At 48.6% G+C, this 16,154-nt stretch carries 17 protein-coding genes and 1 pseudogene; 1 reads left to right on the top strand and 17 read right to left on the bottom strand.

What is annotated here, in order from left to right; genetic code table 11:
* Positions 1-113 precede the first annotated feature (113 nt).
* The 17 genes from mfd to BM058_RS17000 all read right to left on the bottom strand — a co-directional run bounded on the left by mfd (position 114) and on the right by BM058_RS17000 (position 15,838).
* On the bottom strand, positions 114-3,650 hold the full coding sequence (gene mfd / locus BM058_RS17080) for a transcription-repair coupling factor (RefSeq protein WP_090928755.1): 3,537 nt from the start codon (positions 3,648-3,650) through the stop codon (positions 114-116).
* A gap of 194 nt (positions 3,651-3,844) precedes the next feature.
* Entirely contained in the window at positions 3,845-4,078 is a 234-nt protein-coding gene (locus tag BM058_RS17075) for an anti-sigma-F factor Fin family protein (RefSeq protein ID WP_090928753.1), read from the bottom strand.
* A 71-nt stretch (positions 4,079-4,149) separates the two neighbouring features.
* Complete coding sequence (pth, locus tag BM058_RS17070) at positions 4,150-4,713, bottom strand: aminoacyl-tRNA hydrolase (RefSeq protein ID WP_090928750.1); 564 nt, start codon at positions 4,711-4,713, stop codon at positions 4,150-4,152.
* A gap of 90 nt (positions 4,714-4,803) precedes the next feature.
* Complete coding sequence (locus BM058_RS17065) at positions 4,804-5,445, bottom strand: 50S ribosomal protein L25/general stress protein Ctc (protein ID WP_090928746.1); 642 nt, start codon at positions 5,443-5,445, stop codon at positions 4,804-4,806.
* A 113-nt stretch (positions 5,446-5,558) separates the two neighbouring features.
* Positions 5,559-6,509: a ribose-phosphate diphosphokinase gene (locus BM058_RS17060; protein WP_090928743.1), complete on the bottom strand. Its 951-nt coding sequence runs from the start codon at positions 6,507-6,509 to the stop codon at positions 5,559-5,561.
* A gap of 34 nt (positions 6,510-6,543) precedes the next feature.
* On the bottom strand, positions 6,544-7,908 hold the full coding sequence (gene glmU / locus BM058_RS17055; protein WP_090928740.1) for a bifunctional UDP-N-acetylglucosamine diphosphorylase/glucosamine-1-phosphate N-acetyltransferase GlmU: 1,365 nt from the start codon (positions 7,906-7,908) through the stop codon (positions 6,544-6,546).
* Between the two features lie 217 nt (positions 7,909-8,125).
* Entirely contained in the window at positions 8,126-8,419 is a 294-nt protein-coding gene (gene spoVG / locus BM058_RS17050; RefSeq protein ID WP_090928736.1) for a septation regulator SpoVG, read from the bottom strand.
* 173 nt (positions 8,420-8,592) lie between these two features.
* Positions 8,593-8,967, bottom strand: a complete 375-nt coding sequence (locus BM058_RS17045) for a RidA family protein (protein ID WP_090928733.1) — start codon at positions 8,965-8,967, stop codon at positions 8,593-8,595.
* Positions 8,967-9,803: a pur operon repressor gene (purR, locus tag BM058_RS17040; RefSeq protein ID WP_090928731.1), complete on the bottom strand. Its 837-nt coding sequence runs from the start codon at positions 9,801-9,803 to the stop codon at positions 8,967-8,969. Before purR ends, BM058_RS17045 begins: the two co-directional genes overlap by 1 nt.
* A gap of 60 nt (positions 9,804-9,863) precedes the next feature.
* Complete coding sequence (ispE, locus tag BM058_RS17035; protein ID WP_090928763.1) at positions 9,864-10,727, bottom strand: 4-(cytidine 5'-diphospho)-2-C-methyl-D-erythritol kinase; 864 nt, start codon at positions 10,725-10,727, stop codon at positions 9,864-9,866.
* A 186-nt stretch (positions 10,728-10,913) separates the two neighbouring features.
* Complete coding sequence (locus BM058_RS17030; RefSeq protein WP_090928761.1) at positions 10,914-11,096, bottom strand: small, acid-soluble spore protein, alpha/beta type; 183 nt, start codon at positions 11,094-11,096, stop codon at positions 10,914-10,916.
* A 134-nt stretch (positions 11,097-11,230) separates the two neighbouring features.
* Positions 11,231-11,485 (bottom strand): Veg family protein, encoded by a 255-nt coding sequence (locus tag BM058_RS17025; protein WP_090928728.1) that lies wholly within the window; start codon positions 11,483-11,485, stop codon positions 11,231-11,233.
* A gap of 198 nt (positions 11,486-11,683) precedes the next feature.
* Entirely contained in the window at positions 11,684-12,571 is an 888-nt protein-coding gene (gene yabG, locus BM058_RS17020; RefSeq protein WP_090928758.1) for a sporulation peptidase YabG, read from the bottom strand.
* 104 nt (positions 12,572-12,675) lie between these two features.
* Positions 12,676-13,551, bottom strand: a complete 876-nt coding sequence (gene rsmA, locus BM058_RS17015; protein ID WP_245737082.1) for a 16S rRNA (adenine(1518)-N(6)/adenine(1519)-N(6))-dimethyltransferase RsmA — start codon at positions 13,549-13,551, stop codon at positions 12,676-12,678.
* A complete protein-coding gene (gene rnmV, locus BM058_RS17010) occupies positions 13,505-14,116 on the bottom strand; it encodes a ribonuclease M5 (protein ID WP_143083063.1) in 612 nt (203 codons plus the stop codon). The genes rsmA and rnmV overlap by 47 nt, the downstream gene beginning before the upstream one ends.
* Before the next feature lie 126 nt (positions 14,117-14,242).
* Positions 14,243-15,451: a G5 and 3D domain-containing protein gene (locus BM058_RS17005; protein ID WP_090928723.1), complete on the bottom strand. Its 1,209-nt coding sequence runs from the start codon at positions 15,449-15,451 to the stop codon at positions 14,243-14,245.
* Between the two features lie 201 nt (positions 15,452-15,652).
* Positions 15,653-15,838 carry a hypothetical protein gene (locus BM058_RS17000; protein WP_090925470.1) on the bottom strand — a complete coding sequence of 62 codons (186 nt, stop codon included), beginning with the start codon at positions 15,836-15,838 and terminating at the stop codon, positions 15,653-15,655.
* A gap of 128 nt (positions 15,839-15,966) precedes the next feature.
* On the opposite strand from BM058_RS17000, the pseudogene BM058_RS16995 reads away from it, so the two are divergent.
* Positions 15,967-16,154 (top strand): annotated as a pseudogene (locus BM058_RS16995) (IS1380 family transposase); the annotation flags it as partial.

The following is a 16,154-nucleotide window of genomic DNA, read 5'->3' as shown; positions in this document are numbered from 1 at the left end:
AGGTGGGAACGCATCTAGCTGGTGATCATTGATAGGTTAGAAATTCTGAGAAAACAAGAGCATGTGGAAGAATAATTAATTACAAAGAGGGAGGGACTTTCCACAGTATAATGTCAGGAGGAAGCCGTCTCTTCGGGTTCTTTTTTCGTCTCCGAAAGTTTTGTCATCAGCGCTTCCATAATGTCCAGGAACTGCCGGCTGGACATTTTACGTTGATGCACCGCCAGCTTGATCCGCTGTTCTTCCGCGCCGATACCCACTTCTCTTCCGAACTCATGCACAGCTTCAAAAAGAGCCGCACCGTCTGTAGCCTGGCTTGCCTGCTCCGAAAGCAGAATCGTCGTTTGGCCGGACTGCTGCGTGATAGACTGTACGCCGTTTTGCTTTGCGAGCAGTTTGATTTTTGACACCGCAAAAAGGTCCGCTGTTTCCTGGGGGTATCCGCCGAAACGATCGATCATTTCGTCCTGAAGATCCCGCAGGTCTTCAAGACTCTCCAGCCCCTTGAATCGTTTGTACATTTCAATCTTCTGCTTGGAATCATCGATATAAGACGCAGGAATATACGCATCCAGCCGCACATCCATTTCCATCTCCGGCTCCGTTTCTTTCGGCGCTTCTCCTTTCTGCTCCTCAATCGCTTCTTTAAGCATTTCAGAATAGAGATCAAAACCGACAGATTCAATAAACCCATGCTGCTCCGCGCCGAGCAGATTCCCGGTTCCGCGGATAGACAGATCCCGCATCGCAATTTTAAAGCCGGAGCCAAGCTCGGTGAATTCTTTGATTGCCTGCAGGCGCTTTTCTGAAATCTCGGTTAATATCTTATCCCGCTGGTACGTGAAATACGCATAGGCAACACGGTTGGAACGCCCCACTCTTCCCCTGATCTGATAGAGTTGGGACAGTCCCATGTTGTCCGCATTATAGATGATGAGCGTGTTCACATTCGGGATGTCGACACCGGTCTCAATGATGGTCGTCGTGACGAGCACATCTTTATTCCCTTCCAGAAAATCGATCATGACCGACTCCAGTTCCTGTTCATTCATCCTGCCGTGGGCATAGGCTACTTCAGCGTCCGGGACAAGCATCGAGACCTGATCGGCCATTCTGCTGATATCATCGACCCGGTTGTACAAAAGATACACCTGCCCGCCCCGGCTTATCTCCCGCTCGACGGCTTCTTTCACAAGCGATGGATTGTAATCCATCACATACGTCTGGACGGGGAAACGATTTTCAGGCGGTGTTTCAATGACAGAAAGATCGCGGACGCCCAGCATCGACATGTGCAGTGTACGTGGAATCGGTGTTGCTGTCAGCGTCAAAACATCGATGTTGGCCTTCAACTGCTTAATTTTCTCTTTGTGTGTCACGCCAAAACGCTGCTCCTCATCAACAATCAAGAGCCCCAGGTCTTTAAACGTAATATCCTTGGACAATACCCGGTGTGTGCCGACAACAATATCCAGTCCGCCTGTCTTGAGACTCTTGATCGTATCGGACTGCTGTTTTTTTGTCCGGAACCGGCTGAGCATGCCGATGTTGATCGGGTAATCGGCAAAACGTTCGGTCAATGTGTCAAAATGCTGCTGGGCGAGAATGGTGGTCGGGACGAGCATCGCCACCTGCTTTCCATCCAAAATCGCCTTAAAGGCCGCGCGGATGGCCACTTCTGTTTTACCATAACCGACATCCCCGCACAGAAGACGGTCCATCGGGCGCTCCCGTTCCATATCTTCCTTGATCTCCTGAATCGCTTTCAGCTGATCCTCTGTTTCCTGATAGGAAAACGTGGCCGCAAATTCCTGTTCTTCTTCTTCATGATTGCTGAACGCGTGACCTTTGGAGGCTTCTCTTGCCGAGTAGATTTTAATCAAGTCATCGGCAATATCCTTCACGGAGGACTCCACTTTCCGCTTCACTTTTTTCCATTCCGATCCTCCAAGCGCATGGACTTTCGGCTCTTTTTCCTCCGAAGCGACATATTTCTGGACAAGATCAATCTGTTCCACCGGAACATACAACTTATCATTGCCGCGGTAGGAGATATTGAGATAATCCTGGTGCACTCCGTTGACCTCAAGCGTTTCAATACCGAGGTATTTGCCGATGCCGTGATTGACGTGAACGACGAGATCCCCGGTTTTCAGTTCGGAATAGCTTTTAATCCGTTCTGCATTGGACAGTTTCTGCCGACGCTGAGGCCGGCTGACTTTTTTCGTGAATGTCTCTTCTTCGGTGATGACGGCTGTTTTTTCCATAGGCAGTTCAAAGCCGCTGTTCAACTGAGCCTTGATGATCGACGGCCGCTGCGGGGTGAAGGGACCGCCCGGATCCGCTTTATCCGCCTCCATGCCGTAATCATAGAGAACATTCTGCAGTTTGTTCATCCGCTCCTCATCCGCCGCAGCGAAAACGACCGTGTACCCGTCTTTTTTCCAACGCTCCATTTCATTCTGCAGCACATGCATCTGGCCGTGAAACTGCTGCATGGCTTTACACTGGATATTGGCTACGTTCTGGGGATTGATGGATGGAATGTTTCTGAGAAACAGAGAAAAATAGACCATCGGATGATTTTTTTCTTTAAACAGATTCTCAAAGTCCTTCGACAGGGTAAGATCTTTCGGTGCCTGTCCCTGCTCCAGCACATCCGCCGACCACTGGGCTTCTTCCTTGTCCAGACTCTCCGCCATATCCTGGACTCTGCTGATCTCATCCATAAAGAGGACCGTGTCGTCCGGAAAATAAGACAGTAACGTTGCAGGTTGTTCGTAAAAATACCGCATATATTTATAAATGCCCTGAAAACGGTTCTGTTCCTCGAGCTGTTCTTTTTCATACCCGAGATAAGACCGCAGTTTTTCCTTAATTTCCTCATTCTGAACATGCTGCAGCGTTTCTGCAAGTGACTGCTCCAGATGTTCTGCCGCTTTTTCAAACTGTTCTGTATATAAAATTGTCTCCTCGGCGGGCCCGATTAAGATTTCCTGGAGATGTTCCAGTGAACGTTGATCCGCTGCCTGGAAGTAGCGCAGGGAATCCACTTCCGTATCAAATAGTTCAATCCGGACCGGGTATTCTTCCGTAATAGGATATATATCAATGATGCCGCCGCGCAGACTGAATTCCCCCGGTGCCGATACCATATCCGCCCGTTGATATCCAAGAGACAAAAGCCGTGGCAGCAGTGTTTCAGGATCGACATCTTCCCCCATTTTCACCGTAACCTGTGACTCTTTCCAGAGATCAACCGGCGGAAGCAGCCTGCGCACACCGGCTACCGGAGAAATCACAATTCCCCGGAAACCATTTGTCAGTGCATCCAGTACTTCAATCCTCTGTGCTCTCATTTCCGGACTCGCCGACGCTATTTCAGAAGCTATCAATTCATTGACCGGATATAAATATACCGGACAGTCCGTCAAATCAACGAGATCCTCGTACAGTTTCTGGGCCTGCAGCAGCGTATGGGTGATAATAAGCTGGGGCCGGTCCACTTCCACTTTGGCAAGAGCCATGAACAAAGAGCGGGCAGAGCCGCTCAATCCCGCTGCCAGTTGTTCTTTCATTCCATGTTGAATGCCTTCCAATACCGCTTTTACATGGTCATTCGTGGACAGAGCGTTCTGCAATCCCTTCATGACACTCGTTCCTCCTTCATTCCCGTACCACGGCTCTCACGCAGCCGCGCGTTCCTGTATCTTTCCATCTATCATCCCATGAATGAATCGAATAGAAAACAGCATTCTTTTTTTAATAAGAAAAAGGGCTGGTCTTTTCCCCGCATTCTGTTTACGAAAGACCAGTCCCGATGTGTTTTGCATATGCCAATTAGTTACTGAATCCACCTGTCCAATTCATGAAAATGGGGATTCTGCCGGAGTGCTTCTTCACAATGCTCACACGTCACTCTCACATGAACGTGACCGTCCGAGCCGTAATGGATCATCTGCTGCTGCTCCTCGTCTGTCAGCTGGTCCAGCCCGAGCTTGGACGACACAAGCAGTTCCTCATCTTCCAACGTCCCGATATCTTTACTGCAATGCCTGCAGTAATAACAGATTGCCATACAAAAAGCTCCTTTGAGAAGGGTTTCTTCCTAGTATGACCGGCAAAGAAGATGGTATACAGACACACCGGCTAATTTTTCCTGTTATAGTGATTCATCACTTCCGCAAAAGAATGGGAGAGCCAGGACTCAGCCGCCTTGGCTGCAAGCGGTATAGATTCCTGCATTTCTTTTTTCTCTTCCGGCGCAAATGTTCCGAGAACGTGGGAGATGACATCGTTTCCTGAATCCGGGCGTCCAATACCAAGCCGTATGCGTTTGAACTCTTTCGTTCCCAGTTCCTGAAAAATAGACTTCAGACCGTTATGCCCCCCGTGCCCTCCATTCAGGCGGAGACGAAGCGCTCCCGGTGATAAATCCAGATCATCGTAGATCACCAAAAGGTTCTCCGCGGGAATCTGGTAAAAATCCATAAGAGGCTGAAGTGCCTCTCCGGAAAGGTTCATATACGTAAGCGGTTTTACGATAAAAACTTTTTCTCCATCCATGACCGTTTCGGCAGTCCGGCTCTTTTTTTCTTTTTTCCAGGAAACGTTCAGATTCTCAGCCAGACGATCCGCTGCCAGAAAGCCCACATTGTGCCGTGTTTTTTCGTATTTCCGGCCGGGATTGCCAAGACCTGCAATTACCTTCATGGGCCGTCCCTCTTTTCTGCCTGCTTCGTTTTGCACAGTAAAAAGGCATAACCGAGCTACGGCTATACCTTTTCCACTGCTGTATCATAATTAGTTGTTATCGCTGCCTGCCTCGTCCTTGTCTTCAGCGCCGACAAGTTCAGGTTCCGCAGCATCTCCTGTGTCTTCAGGCTCTTCCTGCTCCGGCGGCTGAATCGTTACAACCGTTTCTTCCGGTTCGTTCACGAATTCATATGCTTTGCCGGCAGAAAGGTCTCCGATCTGCACAGCATCTCCGACGCCAAGTTCTGAAATATCCACAGTGATTTCTTCCGGAATATCTGTCGGCAGAGCCCGTACGGTGATGTGGTAAAGAAGTGGAGAAAGAACGCCGCCTTCTTTTTCACCAGGCGCATTGCCTGTAAGATTAACGGAAACGTCTGCTTCCATTTCTGATTTGAGGTCGACTTCAAAGAAATCGATGTGTACGAGATAATCTTTGATTGGGTCCACCTGCATGTCGTGGACAATCACTGTGTGCTTGCCGGATTCTCCACCTACGTCCAGTTCGATAATACCGTTACGTCCCACTTCACGAATCGTCTTGATAAACGTGACATTAGGAACAGAAACTGCTGTGCTTGCTGTATCTTTGCCATAGAGAACAGCCGGCACATGTCCCTCGGCACGAAGCTGTTTGGATACAGATTTTCTTAAATCCGTTCTTGGATTGGCTTCCAGTACTACAGCCATAAATATTCACCTCGTTCTATTATCATTTAGGGAATCTATTTTCAAACTCACCTGAGAAAGGATTATACCATTTTGCTTCCTGAATATCAATATGCTGCCGTGTTTTCAAAACGTTAATCGAACAATGTGCTGACCGATGTCTGTTCATGAACACGGATGATGGCTTCTGCAATAAGCGGAGCCACCGACAGCTGAGTGATCTTTTCTGTCTGCTTTTCTTCCGGAAGAACAATTGTATTGGTTACAGCCAGTTCTTCAATATTGGAGTTCTCTATCCGTTCAATGGCAGGTCCGGACAGAACAGGATGCGTACTGCAGGCATATACTGCTTTGGCACCTTTTTCAAGCAGAGCATCCGCAGCGAGCGTCACCGTTCCTGCCGTATCAATGATATCATCCACAATGATGGCTGTCCGTCCTTCAACGTCCCCAATAATATTCATCACTTCCGAAACATTCGGCTCCGGACGACGCTTATCAATAATGGCAATCGGCGCATGCAGGCGGTCCGCCATTTTTCTTGCCCGGACGACGCCGCCGTGATCCGGGGATACAATCACAGTATCTTCCACGCCTTTATCCTGAAAATGTTTCGATAAAATCGGCTCCCCGAGCAGCTGATCCACTGGAATATCGAAAAATCCCTGAATCTGGGAGGCATGCAGGTCGACACTCAGAACCCGGGTGGCCCCTGCCGTTTCGATCAGGTTGGCAACAAGCTTGGAGGTAATCGGCTGTCTCGATTTAGCCTTCCGGTCCTGGCGGGCATACCCGTAATAAGGGATAACGACATTAATAGTTGCCGCCGAAGCCCGTTTCATCGCATCAATCATAATCAGAAGTTCCATCAGATGCTCATTTGCCGGTTCAGATGTGGACTGTACCAGGAAAACGTCACAGCCCCGGATGCTTTCTTCGATATTCACCTGTATTTCCCCGTCACTGAAACGTTTAATAGAACTTTTTCCCATCTCTACTCCGATTTGATCGGTTACCTGCTGGGTAAGTTCAGGGTTGGAGTTCAGAGTGAACACCTTTAGATAAGGATCGTCGTAAATTGGCATGGATTATTCCCTCCGTAAATATAATGTGAAAACCTTATTCCTTGTTTTTCACGTAACCTTCTTTGTTGGTCTGTTTTGACCGTGCGATCGACAGAGAATGTTCCGGCACATCATCTGTGATCGTGGATCCCGCAGCAACGTAGGCACCTTCCTCCACCTTCACCGGCGCAATCAGATTGGCATTACAGCCTACAAACACGTCGTCTTCAATGGTTGTCGTATACTTTTGCTTTCCATCGTAGTTGACTGTAATCGAACCGCACCCCATATTCACCCGGTCGCCGACTTCTGCGTCTCCGATATAGCTGAGATGAGGTGCTTTGCTTCCATTTCCGAAGGATGATTTTTTCACTTCGACAAAATTACCGATTTTCACATCATCGGCCAATTCTGAAGCCGGGCGGATATGGGCATAGGGACCTATTTTCACGCGGCACCCGATACGGCTGTCGGAAATCACCGACTGCCGTACGATGGAGCCGTCACCGATACAACTGTCCGTGATCTCTGAATGCGGACCGATGTCACAATTACCTTCAACCTCTACCGCTCCATTCAAAATAGTGCCGGGATGCAGGGTCGTATCACGGCCTATAACGGCGTCCGGAGAAATATAGGTGTGATCCGGATCCACAATCGTTACTCCTTCTTTCAGCCAATATGTGTTAATCCGCTTTTTCATCGCCTTTTCGGCCTCGGCCAGTGCCACCCGGTCGTTCACACCGATGGCTTCTGAAAAGTCCGCTGTCTGCCAGGCCGATAACACTTCACCCCGGCTTTTTAGTATCTCAAGAACATCCGGCAGGTAGAATTCTCCCTGGGCATTCTCATTTCCAACTTCCCGAAGTGCCTCAAAAAGCAGCTTGTTGTCAAAACAGTATGTGCCTGTATTGATTTCGGTAACCTTCTTATCCGCTGGACCGGCATCTTTTTCTTCCACGATGCGCTGCACCTGTCCTTTGTCATTTCTAAGAACCCGGCCGTAACCGGAAGGATCATGCGCATGAGCGGTCAGAACGGTTGCCTTGGCTTTAGTCTGTTCGTGGTGCTCTATTAATGACTCCACCGTTTCCGCGCGTATCAACGGGGTATCCCCGCAAAGAACAACCGTCACTCCTTCTTTATCCTTCAGATGATTTTCTGCCTGTATCACAGCATGCCCTGTTCCCTGCTGCTCTTCCTGCAGCACATAAGAAACACGATCACCAATATGCTCTTTCACAGCTTCAGCGCCGTGTCCTATAACGGTCACAATATCATCGAGCCCCGCTTCAGCAGCCTGATTGACAACATGCTCCACCATCGGTCTGCCGCATACAGGGTGAAGTACTTTATACAGATCGGATTTCATTCGTTTTCCCTGGCCTGCAGCCAGCACTACCCCATAACGATTGTTCATTCCTCTGCCTCCAACTCACCGTTTTTTCCCCTACGAATATATCCTAAAAGCCTTCATATTTCAAGGAAAGACGCTGGATTAAACACCACCGGCGGATGATGGAATATTATTGAAGGTAAAGGAAAACAAAAATCAGGCGGCCGCTCTGGAAACGGGCTCCGCCTGATAACGTAAGTATAATAGCTGTAACGATACCTCTCGATTTCTATCCAGCTTTTCAGGAGGCACCGGCTTCTTCGTATTCCGGCTTTTCAAACTCTCCCTGACGCTCATACTCACCCAGGACTGCTGTCTGAATTTTCTCCCGGGTATGGGAAGAAATCGGATGGGCAATGTCCCGAAACTCTCCATCCGGCGTCCGTTTGCTGGGCATGGCAACAAACAGTCCGTTATTTCCGTCAATGACCCGTATATCGTGCACAACAAACTCACCGTCCATTGTAATCGATGCGATAGCACGCATCCTGCCTTCCGTATTTACCCGTCGAAGCCTGACGTCTGTAACCTGCATTTTTTCACCACCTTTTTCCATATAAAAATAGTTCTGCCATACCCTTCAACAGATAGGCAGGGTTTTCCTTCTTTTGATAGAAAAAAATTATTTTTATTTTATATCTTGATAAGATAGCACCCTCTCTTCCAACGTAAAAAAACCCGCCATTCGGCGGGAAAATAGTTGTTTTTTTATTTCACGAAGGCGGTAACTTCTATCTCGATGAGTGCTCCTTTCGGGAGCGCTGCCACCCCGACGCAGGAGCGCGCCGGCTGGTGCGAATGAAAATACCCGCTGTAAATCTCATTGATGACAGAGAAGTCTTCCATCCTGGTTGTGAAGACAGACGCTTTAATCACTGTATCCAAAGAAGCTCCTGCCTCTTCGAGCACAGCCTGCACATTTGAAAACACTTGATGCGTCTGTTCACGCAGTCCGCCTTCCACCATCTCACCATCAGGTGTCAAAGGAATCTGACCAGAGCTGTAAAATACGCTGCCTGCCTTGATCCCCTGGGAATACGGCCCTATCGCTTCCGGCGCTTTGTCTGTATGAATCGGTTCCATCACGTATTCACCTCTTTTAATGTATCAAGAAAATTTCCCGGAACTGCCTTTACCTGTTTTTCTCTCTCGTGAACTTTTTCCAGACGGGCTATCGAGACATAGTCTTCTACAAGACGTTCCTCTACATCCTCAGCCTCAACCAGAACGCCGATACCAACAACGTTGGCATTGAATTCATGGAGAAGATCCATCATACCCCGCACGGACCCGCCTGCTTTCATGAAGTCATCTACTATCAGCACGTTGGATCCTTCCTGCAGACTTCTTCTTGAAAGCGACATCGTCTGAATCCGTTTTGCGGAACCGGAGACGTAGTTGATACTTACCATAGACCCTTCCGTTACACGGTGGTCCCTCCGAACAATACTGACCGGCACATCGAGATGAGAAGCGATCGAATAGGCGAGCGGAATGCCTTTCATCGCCACCGTCATAACCGCATCAATCCGGCGCTCGGCATACACCGAAGCAAACAGCCTCCCAATGTCGTTCATCAGCCGTGGATTGCCGAGAACATCCATCATGTATAAATAGCCGCCCGGCAGCAGTTCTTTATCTTCCAGTTTGGTGCAAAGCGACTCAACGAGCTCTGTGCCTTCTTGCAGCGAAACTGCCGGCACATACTTCACTCCTCCGCCTGCACCGGGAATCGTCCACAAAGAGCCAAATCCCTGCGACTCAAAAATATCTTTAACAATCGTTAAGTCTTCACTGATGGAGGACTTGGCTGATTGGTACCGTTCTGAAAAATAGCTGAGTGAAACCAGCTGATGTGGATGCTGAATTAAATAGTACGTCATATCCACCAATCGGCCGCTTCGTTTCATATTCTGCATCACTTCCTCCATAAAAACCGAATAATATAATCAGAATATACCATTTTTATACGGATTTCATCAAGGTTGTTTCTCTCCCAGAAGCCGAACGGCGTAGACCTGCTCACAGAAACCACGGAGTGCGTTGTACACGCGGTGCAGTTTCGCTTCTTTTTTAACAAGGCCGAAGACTGTCGGGCCGCTGCCGCTCATTAAAGCAGCGTCGACCCCCGATGCCTTCATCCGCTCCTTAATCTGCTTGATTTCCGGATACATCGGCAGTGTCACCTGTTCCAGTGCGTTATGAAGGGAGCGGCAGATAGCAGAGTAATTAAAATCATGGATAGCAGCATTCATCGCATCAGCAGACGTGCTGCTTATATCTTCGGTCCGCATTCGTTTATAGATATCCCCTGTAGAAACTCCGACCGGAGGTTTTGCAAGAACCACCCAGCATGACGGAGGATCGGGAATTTTTTCAATACATTCTCCCCGCCCGGTGGCAAGGGCCGTCCCGCCGTGAACACAAAACGGAACATCCGAACCAAGTTCAGCACCAAGGTCTGCGAGTTCCTCCAGCGAAAGGCCAAGGTCCCAAAGTTCATTCAACCCTCTAAGGGCCGCCGCCGCATCACTGCTTCCGCCGGCCAGACCGGCAGCCACCGGAATTTTTTTGTATATGTAAATGGACGCCCCCATCTTCGTACCACAGTGCTGTTTCAAAAGGACAGCAGCCTGGTAGGCGAGGTTACGCGAGTCGGCGGGGAGAAACCCTTCCGACATTTCCACATGGATCAAACCGTCCTCCCGCTGTTCCATATCAAGCCTGTCTGATAAATCCACCTGGGTCATCACCATTTTCACTTCGTGGTAGCCGTCAGCCCGCTTCCCCAGCACATCGAGGCTTAAATTTATTTTGGCAGGAGCTTTTATTGATTGTTTCACCATTCACTTCCCCTTCTCTTCGCTGCCGCGCCGCATTTCCGATTCTAACGTTTACATCTTTATATATTTTAGTTTAAAAAAAGAAATGTGTACAGCTTGAACTATAACACACAGGGGTTATACTTTGTGCCAATGATGAAAAAAGCACCGGGAGAACCTCCCGGTGCCTTGCTTCATGCCTGCGGGTTATGAACGGTTGGCGTCCTGCATGTGCTGCTCCGCCATCTGTACAGCAAGTTTCACCATGTTACCGGCGTCACGGGATTTAATACCGCCCCATCCTTCACGCTGAACTGTATCATAAAACCCTAATTCCTTTGCTGCTTCCGTTTTCAGTTGATCTGACATGATACCGCGTCTCCGGCTCATCCCACCCATCTCCTTCACATCTGAATGAAAGCCCTGCAGGCATGGTTTAGTATGTCCGGAAGCAGACATAAATATAGCCTTCTGCTTATCCGCAGAAAGCCACTTTATTCCGTTTCCTGTAGCATGTCCTTTTTTTAAGCTTGAAGTTCTTCTTCACCAAGCATCGTCAATTGAATCGATTTGGTGAGTACATCCGTATAACTGTACGAAATCCTCTCCACTGAGTGCTTGTCCTTGTCGAGTTTCACAATAAACACCGAAGGATATGTTTCTTCCAGCAGACCGGAACGTTCAATTGTTTTCTTACGGCCTCCATTTGCTGTGATCGTGATCTTTTTCCCTACATTGGCGTCCAGTGATTCTTTAATTTCAATCAATGTTTTTCCCATAGTTACAGACCCACCTCACTATTTAATAGTGTAACAATCCCCACCCGTTTTGTCAAGCAAACGTATTATGTTATCAACTTTCCGGATCGTTTGTCAAACAATTTTTATGGAGAAATGATTTCCTTTCCTAAGTTTATGCTTCTTTTTCCATTTTATTCTACAAAATAAAACCGGAACGAAGTCCGCTCCGGTTGTGTTTCACTTTTTCTTCTCTCCCGACAGAGTCCGGGCTTCATCTTTCCAGGGCGATCCACGCCTTAACACTCCTCTTGTCTCCAGTCCTCCCAGTCCATCCTGCCCGGTGAGGGTATGCCGGATGAGGTGCAGGGCGCTGATCCGGTCCATAAAAGGAGTCAGGCTAATTTTGGCGGCGATATAGACAGGATCCAGCGCATGAATATTCACTCTTTCCGGAGCACTTGCAAAATTGGAACCGGCTTTGATGAGCCATTCAAAATACGATTGGCAGGCGCCGGCGAAAATAATCAGCTGATCAAGCTGAGGGACCATTTTCCGCGCCTCCCGCACCGTCCTACCGAAGACTTTGGAATGTTTGTAGGACTTTATATCATTTTCCGCTCCCCGGGAAGAGATGTAAGCGTCGTGACCTGTAATAACCAATATATCAGGGCGCACCATTTCGATAAGGGAAGATATCTGCTCCGGCATCTCCTTTTCGGGAATATGGACACCGTAGACAGGAATGCCAAGCCGTTCATACAACGCGGTGCATTTGGAGAGGTAATAAGCATCTCCATCCAGATGCAGGACACGTCCGCGCATTTCAAAATACGACGTGTCTTCCTTATATCCTTCTGATGTTTCATGCTCATTCCGTTCTTTCATCAAGCGCGCTTCCTGCCGGAAGAGCCTGTAGACCCGTTCTTCTTTTTCATGGAGGTTCTTTTCGTGGGATATCCGTTCTGATTCATCCACTTTCTGTAAGTCCTCGATTGGAGCATCTGCCGCCAGGCGCAGTTCTTCTCCGGCCAGCTCAACGTTTCTGCCGTCCACAGAGGTGATCCGGAATATGATGTCACCGTTATAGGAATACCGGGTCACAAGATCTCCTGCTTTCAATTCCACTTCCACGTCAGCTTCCCCCTTCCCCCGACAGCCTATTCCATAATGCAGGAAATGTGCCCATAAAAAACGTCTCCTTCAAAAAGAGGAGACGTCCGCTGTATTTACTAATGAAGATGCCGCTTCAAAAAAGTGCTGAGGCGGGCAAATTCCTGCATGGTTAATGTTTCACCGCGTCTGCCCGAATCAATCCCTGCCTCCTGCAGAGCAGCCGCCAGTTCTTCGCGCCGGTCCCGTCCGGTGAGATTGTGCTGCAGGTTGTTCCAGATTGTTTTGCGGCGCTGGGCGAAAGCCGCCTTGATCACGCGGAAAAAAAAGGCTTCGTCCTCCACCTCTACCGGCGGAGTATCCCTTATCTCAAAGCGGACAACGGCGGAATCGACATTGGGTTTTGGAATAAACACCGTTTTGGGAACGACCATGGTTTTTACCGGATCGGCAAAATACTGCGCGGCAATAGAAAGCGATCCGTAATCTTTCGATCCGGGTTCAGCGGCCAGGCGCTCAGCCACTTCCTTTTGCATCATAAACACCATTCGTGAAATGGGGAGGCGCTGCTCCAACAGGTTCATGATAATCGGCGTCGTGACATAGTAGGGAAGATTGCCTGTTACAATGATATCCTGCACATTCTTAAAGTTCTCAGACAGTACTCGTCTTATATCCACGTTCAAAATATCTTCATTCCATATTCTAACATTCTTACAGGGGGCCATCGTCTCTTCCAGCACCGGCAGCAGACGTCCATCAATTTCAAACGCTTCCACCTGCTTCGCAGCTTTAGCAAAGTGTTCCGTCAGACCACCGATACCAGGGCCGATCTCTATGACGCCGTCCTCAGCCCCGGCCTTGGATGTAAGGACAATTTTCTCGAGAATATTCCGGTCAATTAAAAAATTCTGGCCCAGGCTCTTTTTAAAAGAAAATCCATGGTGTTCAAGTATTTCTTTCGTCCGTCCCGGGGCTGCTATGTCTCTTGCCAATCCTTTCTTCCTCCTCCAGTACAGCGGCGGCAGCCCGTGCAAACTCTGCACGTTGAATATTAAAAACATGCAGCCGGTGTAAAAACTGTTTTGCGTTGGAATAACCGATATTCAATTTCTCGCCCATTTTTTCGCGGCGCCGTCTTGAATCCGCTCCTGCCATCATTCCTGCATCCAGTAAGTCCTGACGCGTGACAGGCTCTGTCTTTTCAGCTGTCCGGGGCATTTCGTTCCGTACCGACTGCAGGGCACGGCGGATGACCTCAGGCGGGGCATGCTCCACCCCCAGACTGCCATCCCCACCCGAATCGGCATCTGCTTTTGTCAAAAAGGCATGTCTGCACCCCGGGACTTCCCTGCTTACAATGCGCCGGATCCGCTCGCCCGGGACATCAGGGTCTGTGAATATGATAACACCGCGCCGCTCACTGGCAAGCGCAATCCTCTTCAATACATCTTCCCCGACAGCAGCACCGTTTGTTTCAATCGTATCTGCCTCCACGGCACGCTTTACCGCCATCGTATCCGCTTTGCCTTCCACCACAATACATTCTTTGACGTTCATCTGTATGTCAGCCTCCCGAACTCTCAGCAAGCATTATTATACTATGATTCAAAGCGAAAAAAAAGGCGGAAAGAGAAGGGGCTGGAACCCTTCCTGCTTTCACGCCCGGATAAGATAAATATAATATTATTCCAAAATGGTTACTTGTACGTTTCGTCTTCCAAAACTCATAGCCTGCTGGTTGGTAGGCATATGCACATCAATACGATTCCCGTTAATAGCGCCGCCGGTGTCAGCTGCAACTGCTTCCCCGTAGCCTTCAACATGGACTCTGGTTCCAAGTGGAATAACGGCAGGATCCACGGCCACGACATTTTGGTTAGGATTGGCGTTTAGATTAATCCCTGTCGCAGTAATTCCGGAACATCCGGTACAGTCAGCTGTGTACGCTGTAGCTTCCATGGAGATGGTCCGTCCACCAGAACTGCTTTCAGAGGGGCTGCTTCCACGCGACGCGATCGATGTCTGATCGGTCGGACCGACTGCTACAACTTTATCCTGACTTTCTTTCACTTTTGTCTGATCTACAAGCTCGCGGGATACTTCTTTTCCGTTTTCGAGCACCACTTCATACTTTTTTTCAACGACACCTTTGCTGCCGCTTTTTACTACTTTTTCCTCTCCGTCTGCAAGAGAGTTATCTTTGCGCGTCACCGTAGCAAACTCCTGTTTCTCCTGCACGACGTCGGTCACTTTTTCCACGCGGACAACATCGAGTTCCGTCTCTTCGGAAATCGTCGTATTTTTTCCGTCTTCGAGGCGGTCATTACTGTCCAGTGTCATTCCTGCCTGTTTCAGAATGTTTTCTGCCTGTGCTGTCGTTGTCATAACTTCCTTTGTTTTTCCATTATCTTTAATGGTAACTGGAAAAGCAGACTCGTAAGCCACCGTCATTCCGTCTTTCACCGGTGCGGTAACTTCTTTATTCAACTCGTCGTACGGACCAAGGTCAATGTTTTGATTGTTGATCACTTTACCCACTGAAGAGGCCGTTGTCCAGATGCTTGAGGCCTCGCCGTTTTTTGACACGGTTATCTTCCGTGCCGGCTTCCATTCCAGATTCATATTGCCGGTAATGGGTTCGGTGATCGATGAGCTGAGTTCATCCTTTTCTTTTACATCAAGGTTCTGTTCTTCAATCATGCCTTTTACTGTGTCTGCGTGGGTGGCTACAGTGAATGTTTCTTCCCCTTTTGTAATCGTCACCGTTGCCTTCGTCGTTTCATGCACGGCATAAAACAATCCAGCTGCAGTCAACAGAAGAAAAGCCAAAGCCAGAACCATGCCTTTTCCCGGTTTTCGAACGGAAAAATCGGCACGTTGTTTCAAACTCATCTACTAACCCTCCTTCACAAGAAACAAATTGTAGACCCTGCTTATGTCCTTGTCAACTCTTTTGTTCATACAATGTATATTATTGCCCAGTGAAAACATGAAGAAAAGAAGAATCGTTCGACGATTTGTCCATACAAAAACAGGAAAAAAGGAGAATTCCCCCGGATTAAAAAAAGGGGCTGTATCAAAAGTCGTTAAACGTTAAGGCATCCGCTGCAGGCGGACGCTTGCCGCGGGCAGCGCCTCAGCTACATCAAACGGTAAAACCGCCGTTTGATGGGATCTTCGGCTGCTGCTCTTCCCGCTGGCGTCGCCGCCTTCCGCTTCTGCCTGGGGTGAATTTTCTATATTACAGAAAAGGAGCTGCACCTTTTGATACAGCTCCATCTTTCAACAGAATATCCTGTCACCTGAATCCGTGATAATATCTTTCGACATACCCTTCAAAACCTTGATAAAATAGGGGTTAAGATCCTATTCATCTTATTGGATGAATGCACCCGGAAGGTGAAAAAATGAAACGTCGATTTGATATCCAATTAACGGATAATTATATTATATCTGCCAGTGGACTTCTCTTGATAGGGGAACTTCTTCAATCCTTGACCTTACATAAACGTCTCCATTCCTTATCTATGCCCGGCTTAACATCGTCGGCCGCCATTTCCCACGGCGATGTCGTGTACAGCTATCTCGGTCTTCT

The organism is Salibacterium qingdaonense, assembly GCF_900114715.1.
Classification (GTDB): domain Bacteria; phylum Bacillota; class Bacilli; order Bacillales; family Marinococcaceae; genus Salibacterium; species Salibacterium qingdaonense.
The sequence above is the reverse complement of the archived record's forward strand: the minus strand, read 5'-3'. Positions and strand labels throughout refer to the sequence as shown.

Coding starts and splice junctions, on each gene's coding strand:
- mfd (WP_090928755.1), bottom strand. CDS start 3,650: ATGAAGGGATTGCAGAACGCTCTGTCCACGAATGACCATGTAAAAGCG.
- BM058_RS17075 (WP_090928753.1), bottom strand. CDS start 4,078: ATGGCAATCTGTTATTACTGCAGGCATTGCAGTAAAGATATCGGGACG.
- pth (WP_090928750.1), bottom strand. CDS start 4,713: ATGAAGGTAATTGCAGGTCTTGGCAATCCCGGCCGGAAATACGAAAAA.
- BM058_RS17065 (WP_090928746.1), bottom strand. CDS start 5,445: ATGGCTGTAGTACTGGAAGCCAATCCAAGAACGGATTTAAGAAAATCT.
- BM058_RS17060 (WP_090928743.1), bottom strand. CDS start 6,509: ATGCCAATTTACGACGATCCTTATCTAAAGGTGTTCACTCTGAACTCC.
- glmU (WP_090928740.1), bottom strand. CDS start 7,908: ATGAACAATCGTTATGGGGTAGTGCTGGCTGCAGGCCAGGGAAAACGA.
- spoVG (WP_090928736.1), bottom strand. CDS start 8,419: ATGCAGGTTACAGACGTCAGGCTTCGACGGGTAAATACGGAAGGCAGG.
- BM058_RS17045 (WP_090928733.1), bottom strand. CDS start 8,967: ATGGAACCGATTCATACAGACAAAGCGCCGGAAGCGATAGGGCCGTAT.
- purR (WP_090928731.1), bottom strand. CDS start 9,803: ATGCAGAATATGAAACGAAGCGGCCGATTGGTGGATATGACGTACTAT.
- BM058_RS17030 (WP_090928761.1), bottom strand. CDS start 11,096: ATGAGCCGGAGACGCGGTATCATGTCAGATCAACTGAAAACGGAAGCA.
- BM058_RS17025 (WP_090928728.1), bottom strand. CDS start 11,485: ATGGGAAAAACATTGATTGAAATTAAAGAATCACTGGACGCCAATGTA.
- rnmV (WP_143083063.1), bottom strand. CDS start 14,116: ATGAACGTCAAAGAATGTATTGTGGTGGAAGGCAAAGCGGATACGATG.
- BM058_RS17005 (WP_090928723.1), bottom strand. CDS start 15,451: ATGAGTTTGAAACAACGTGCCGATTTTTCCGTTCGAAAACCGGGAAAA.
- BM058_RS17000 (WP_090925470.1), bottom strand. CDS start 15,838: ATGGAGCTGTATCAAAAGGTGCAGCTCCTTTTCTGTAATATAGAAAAT.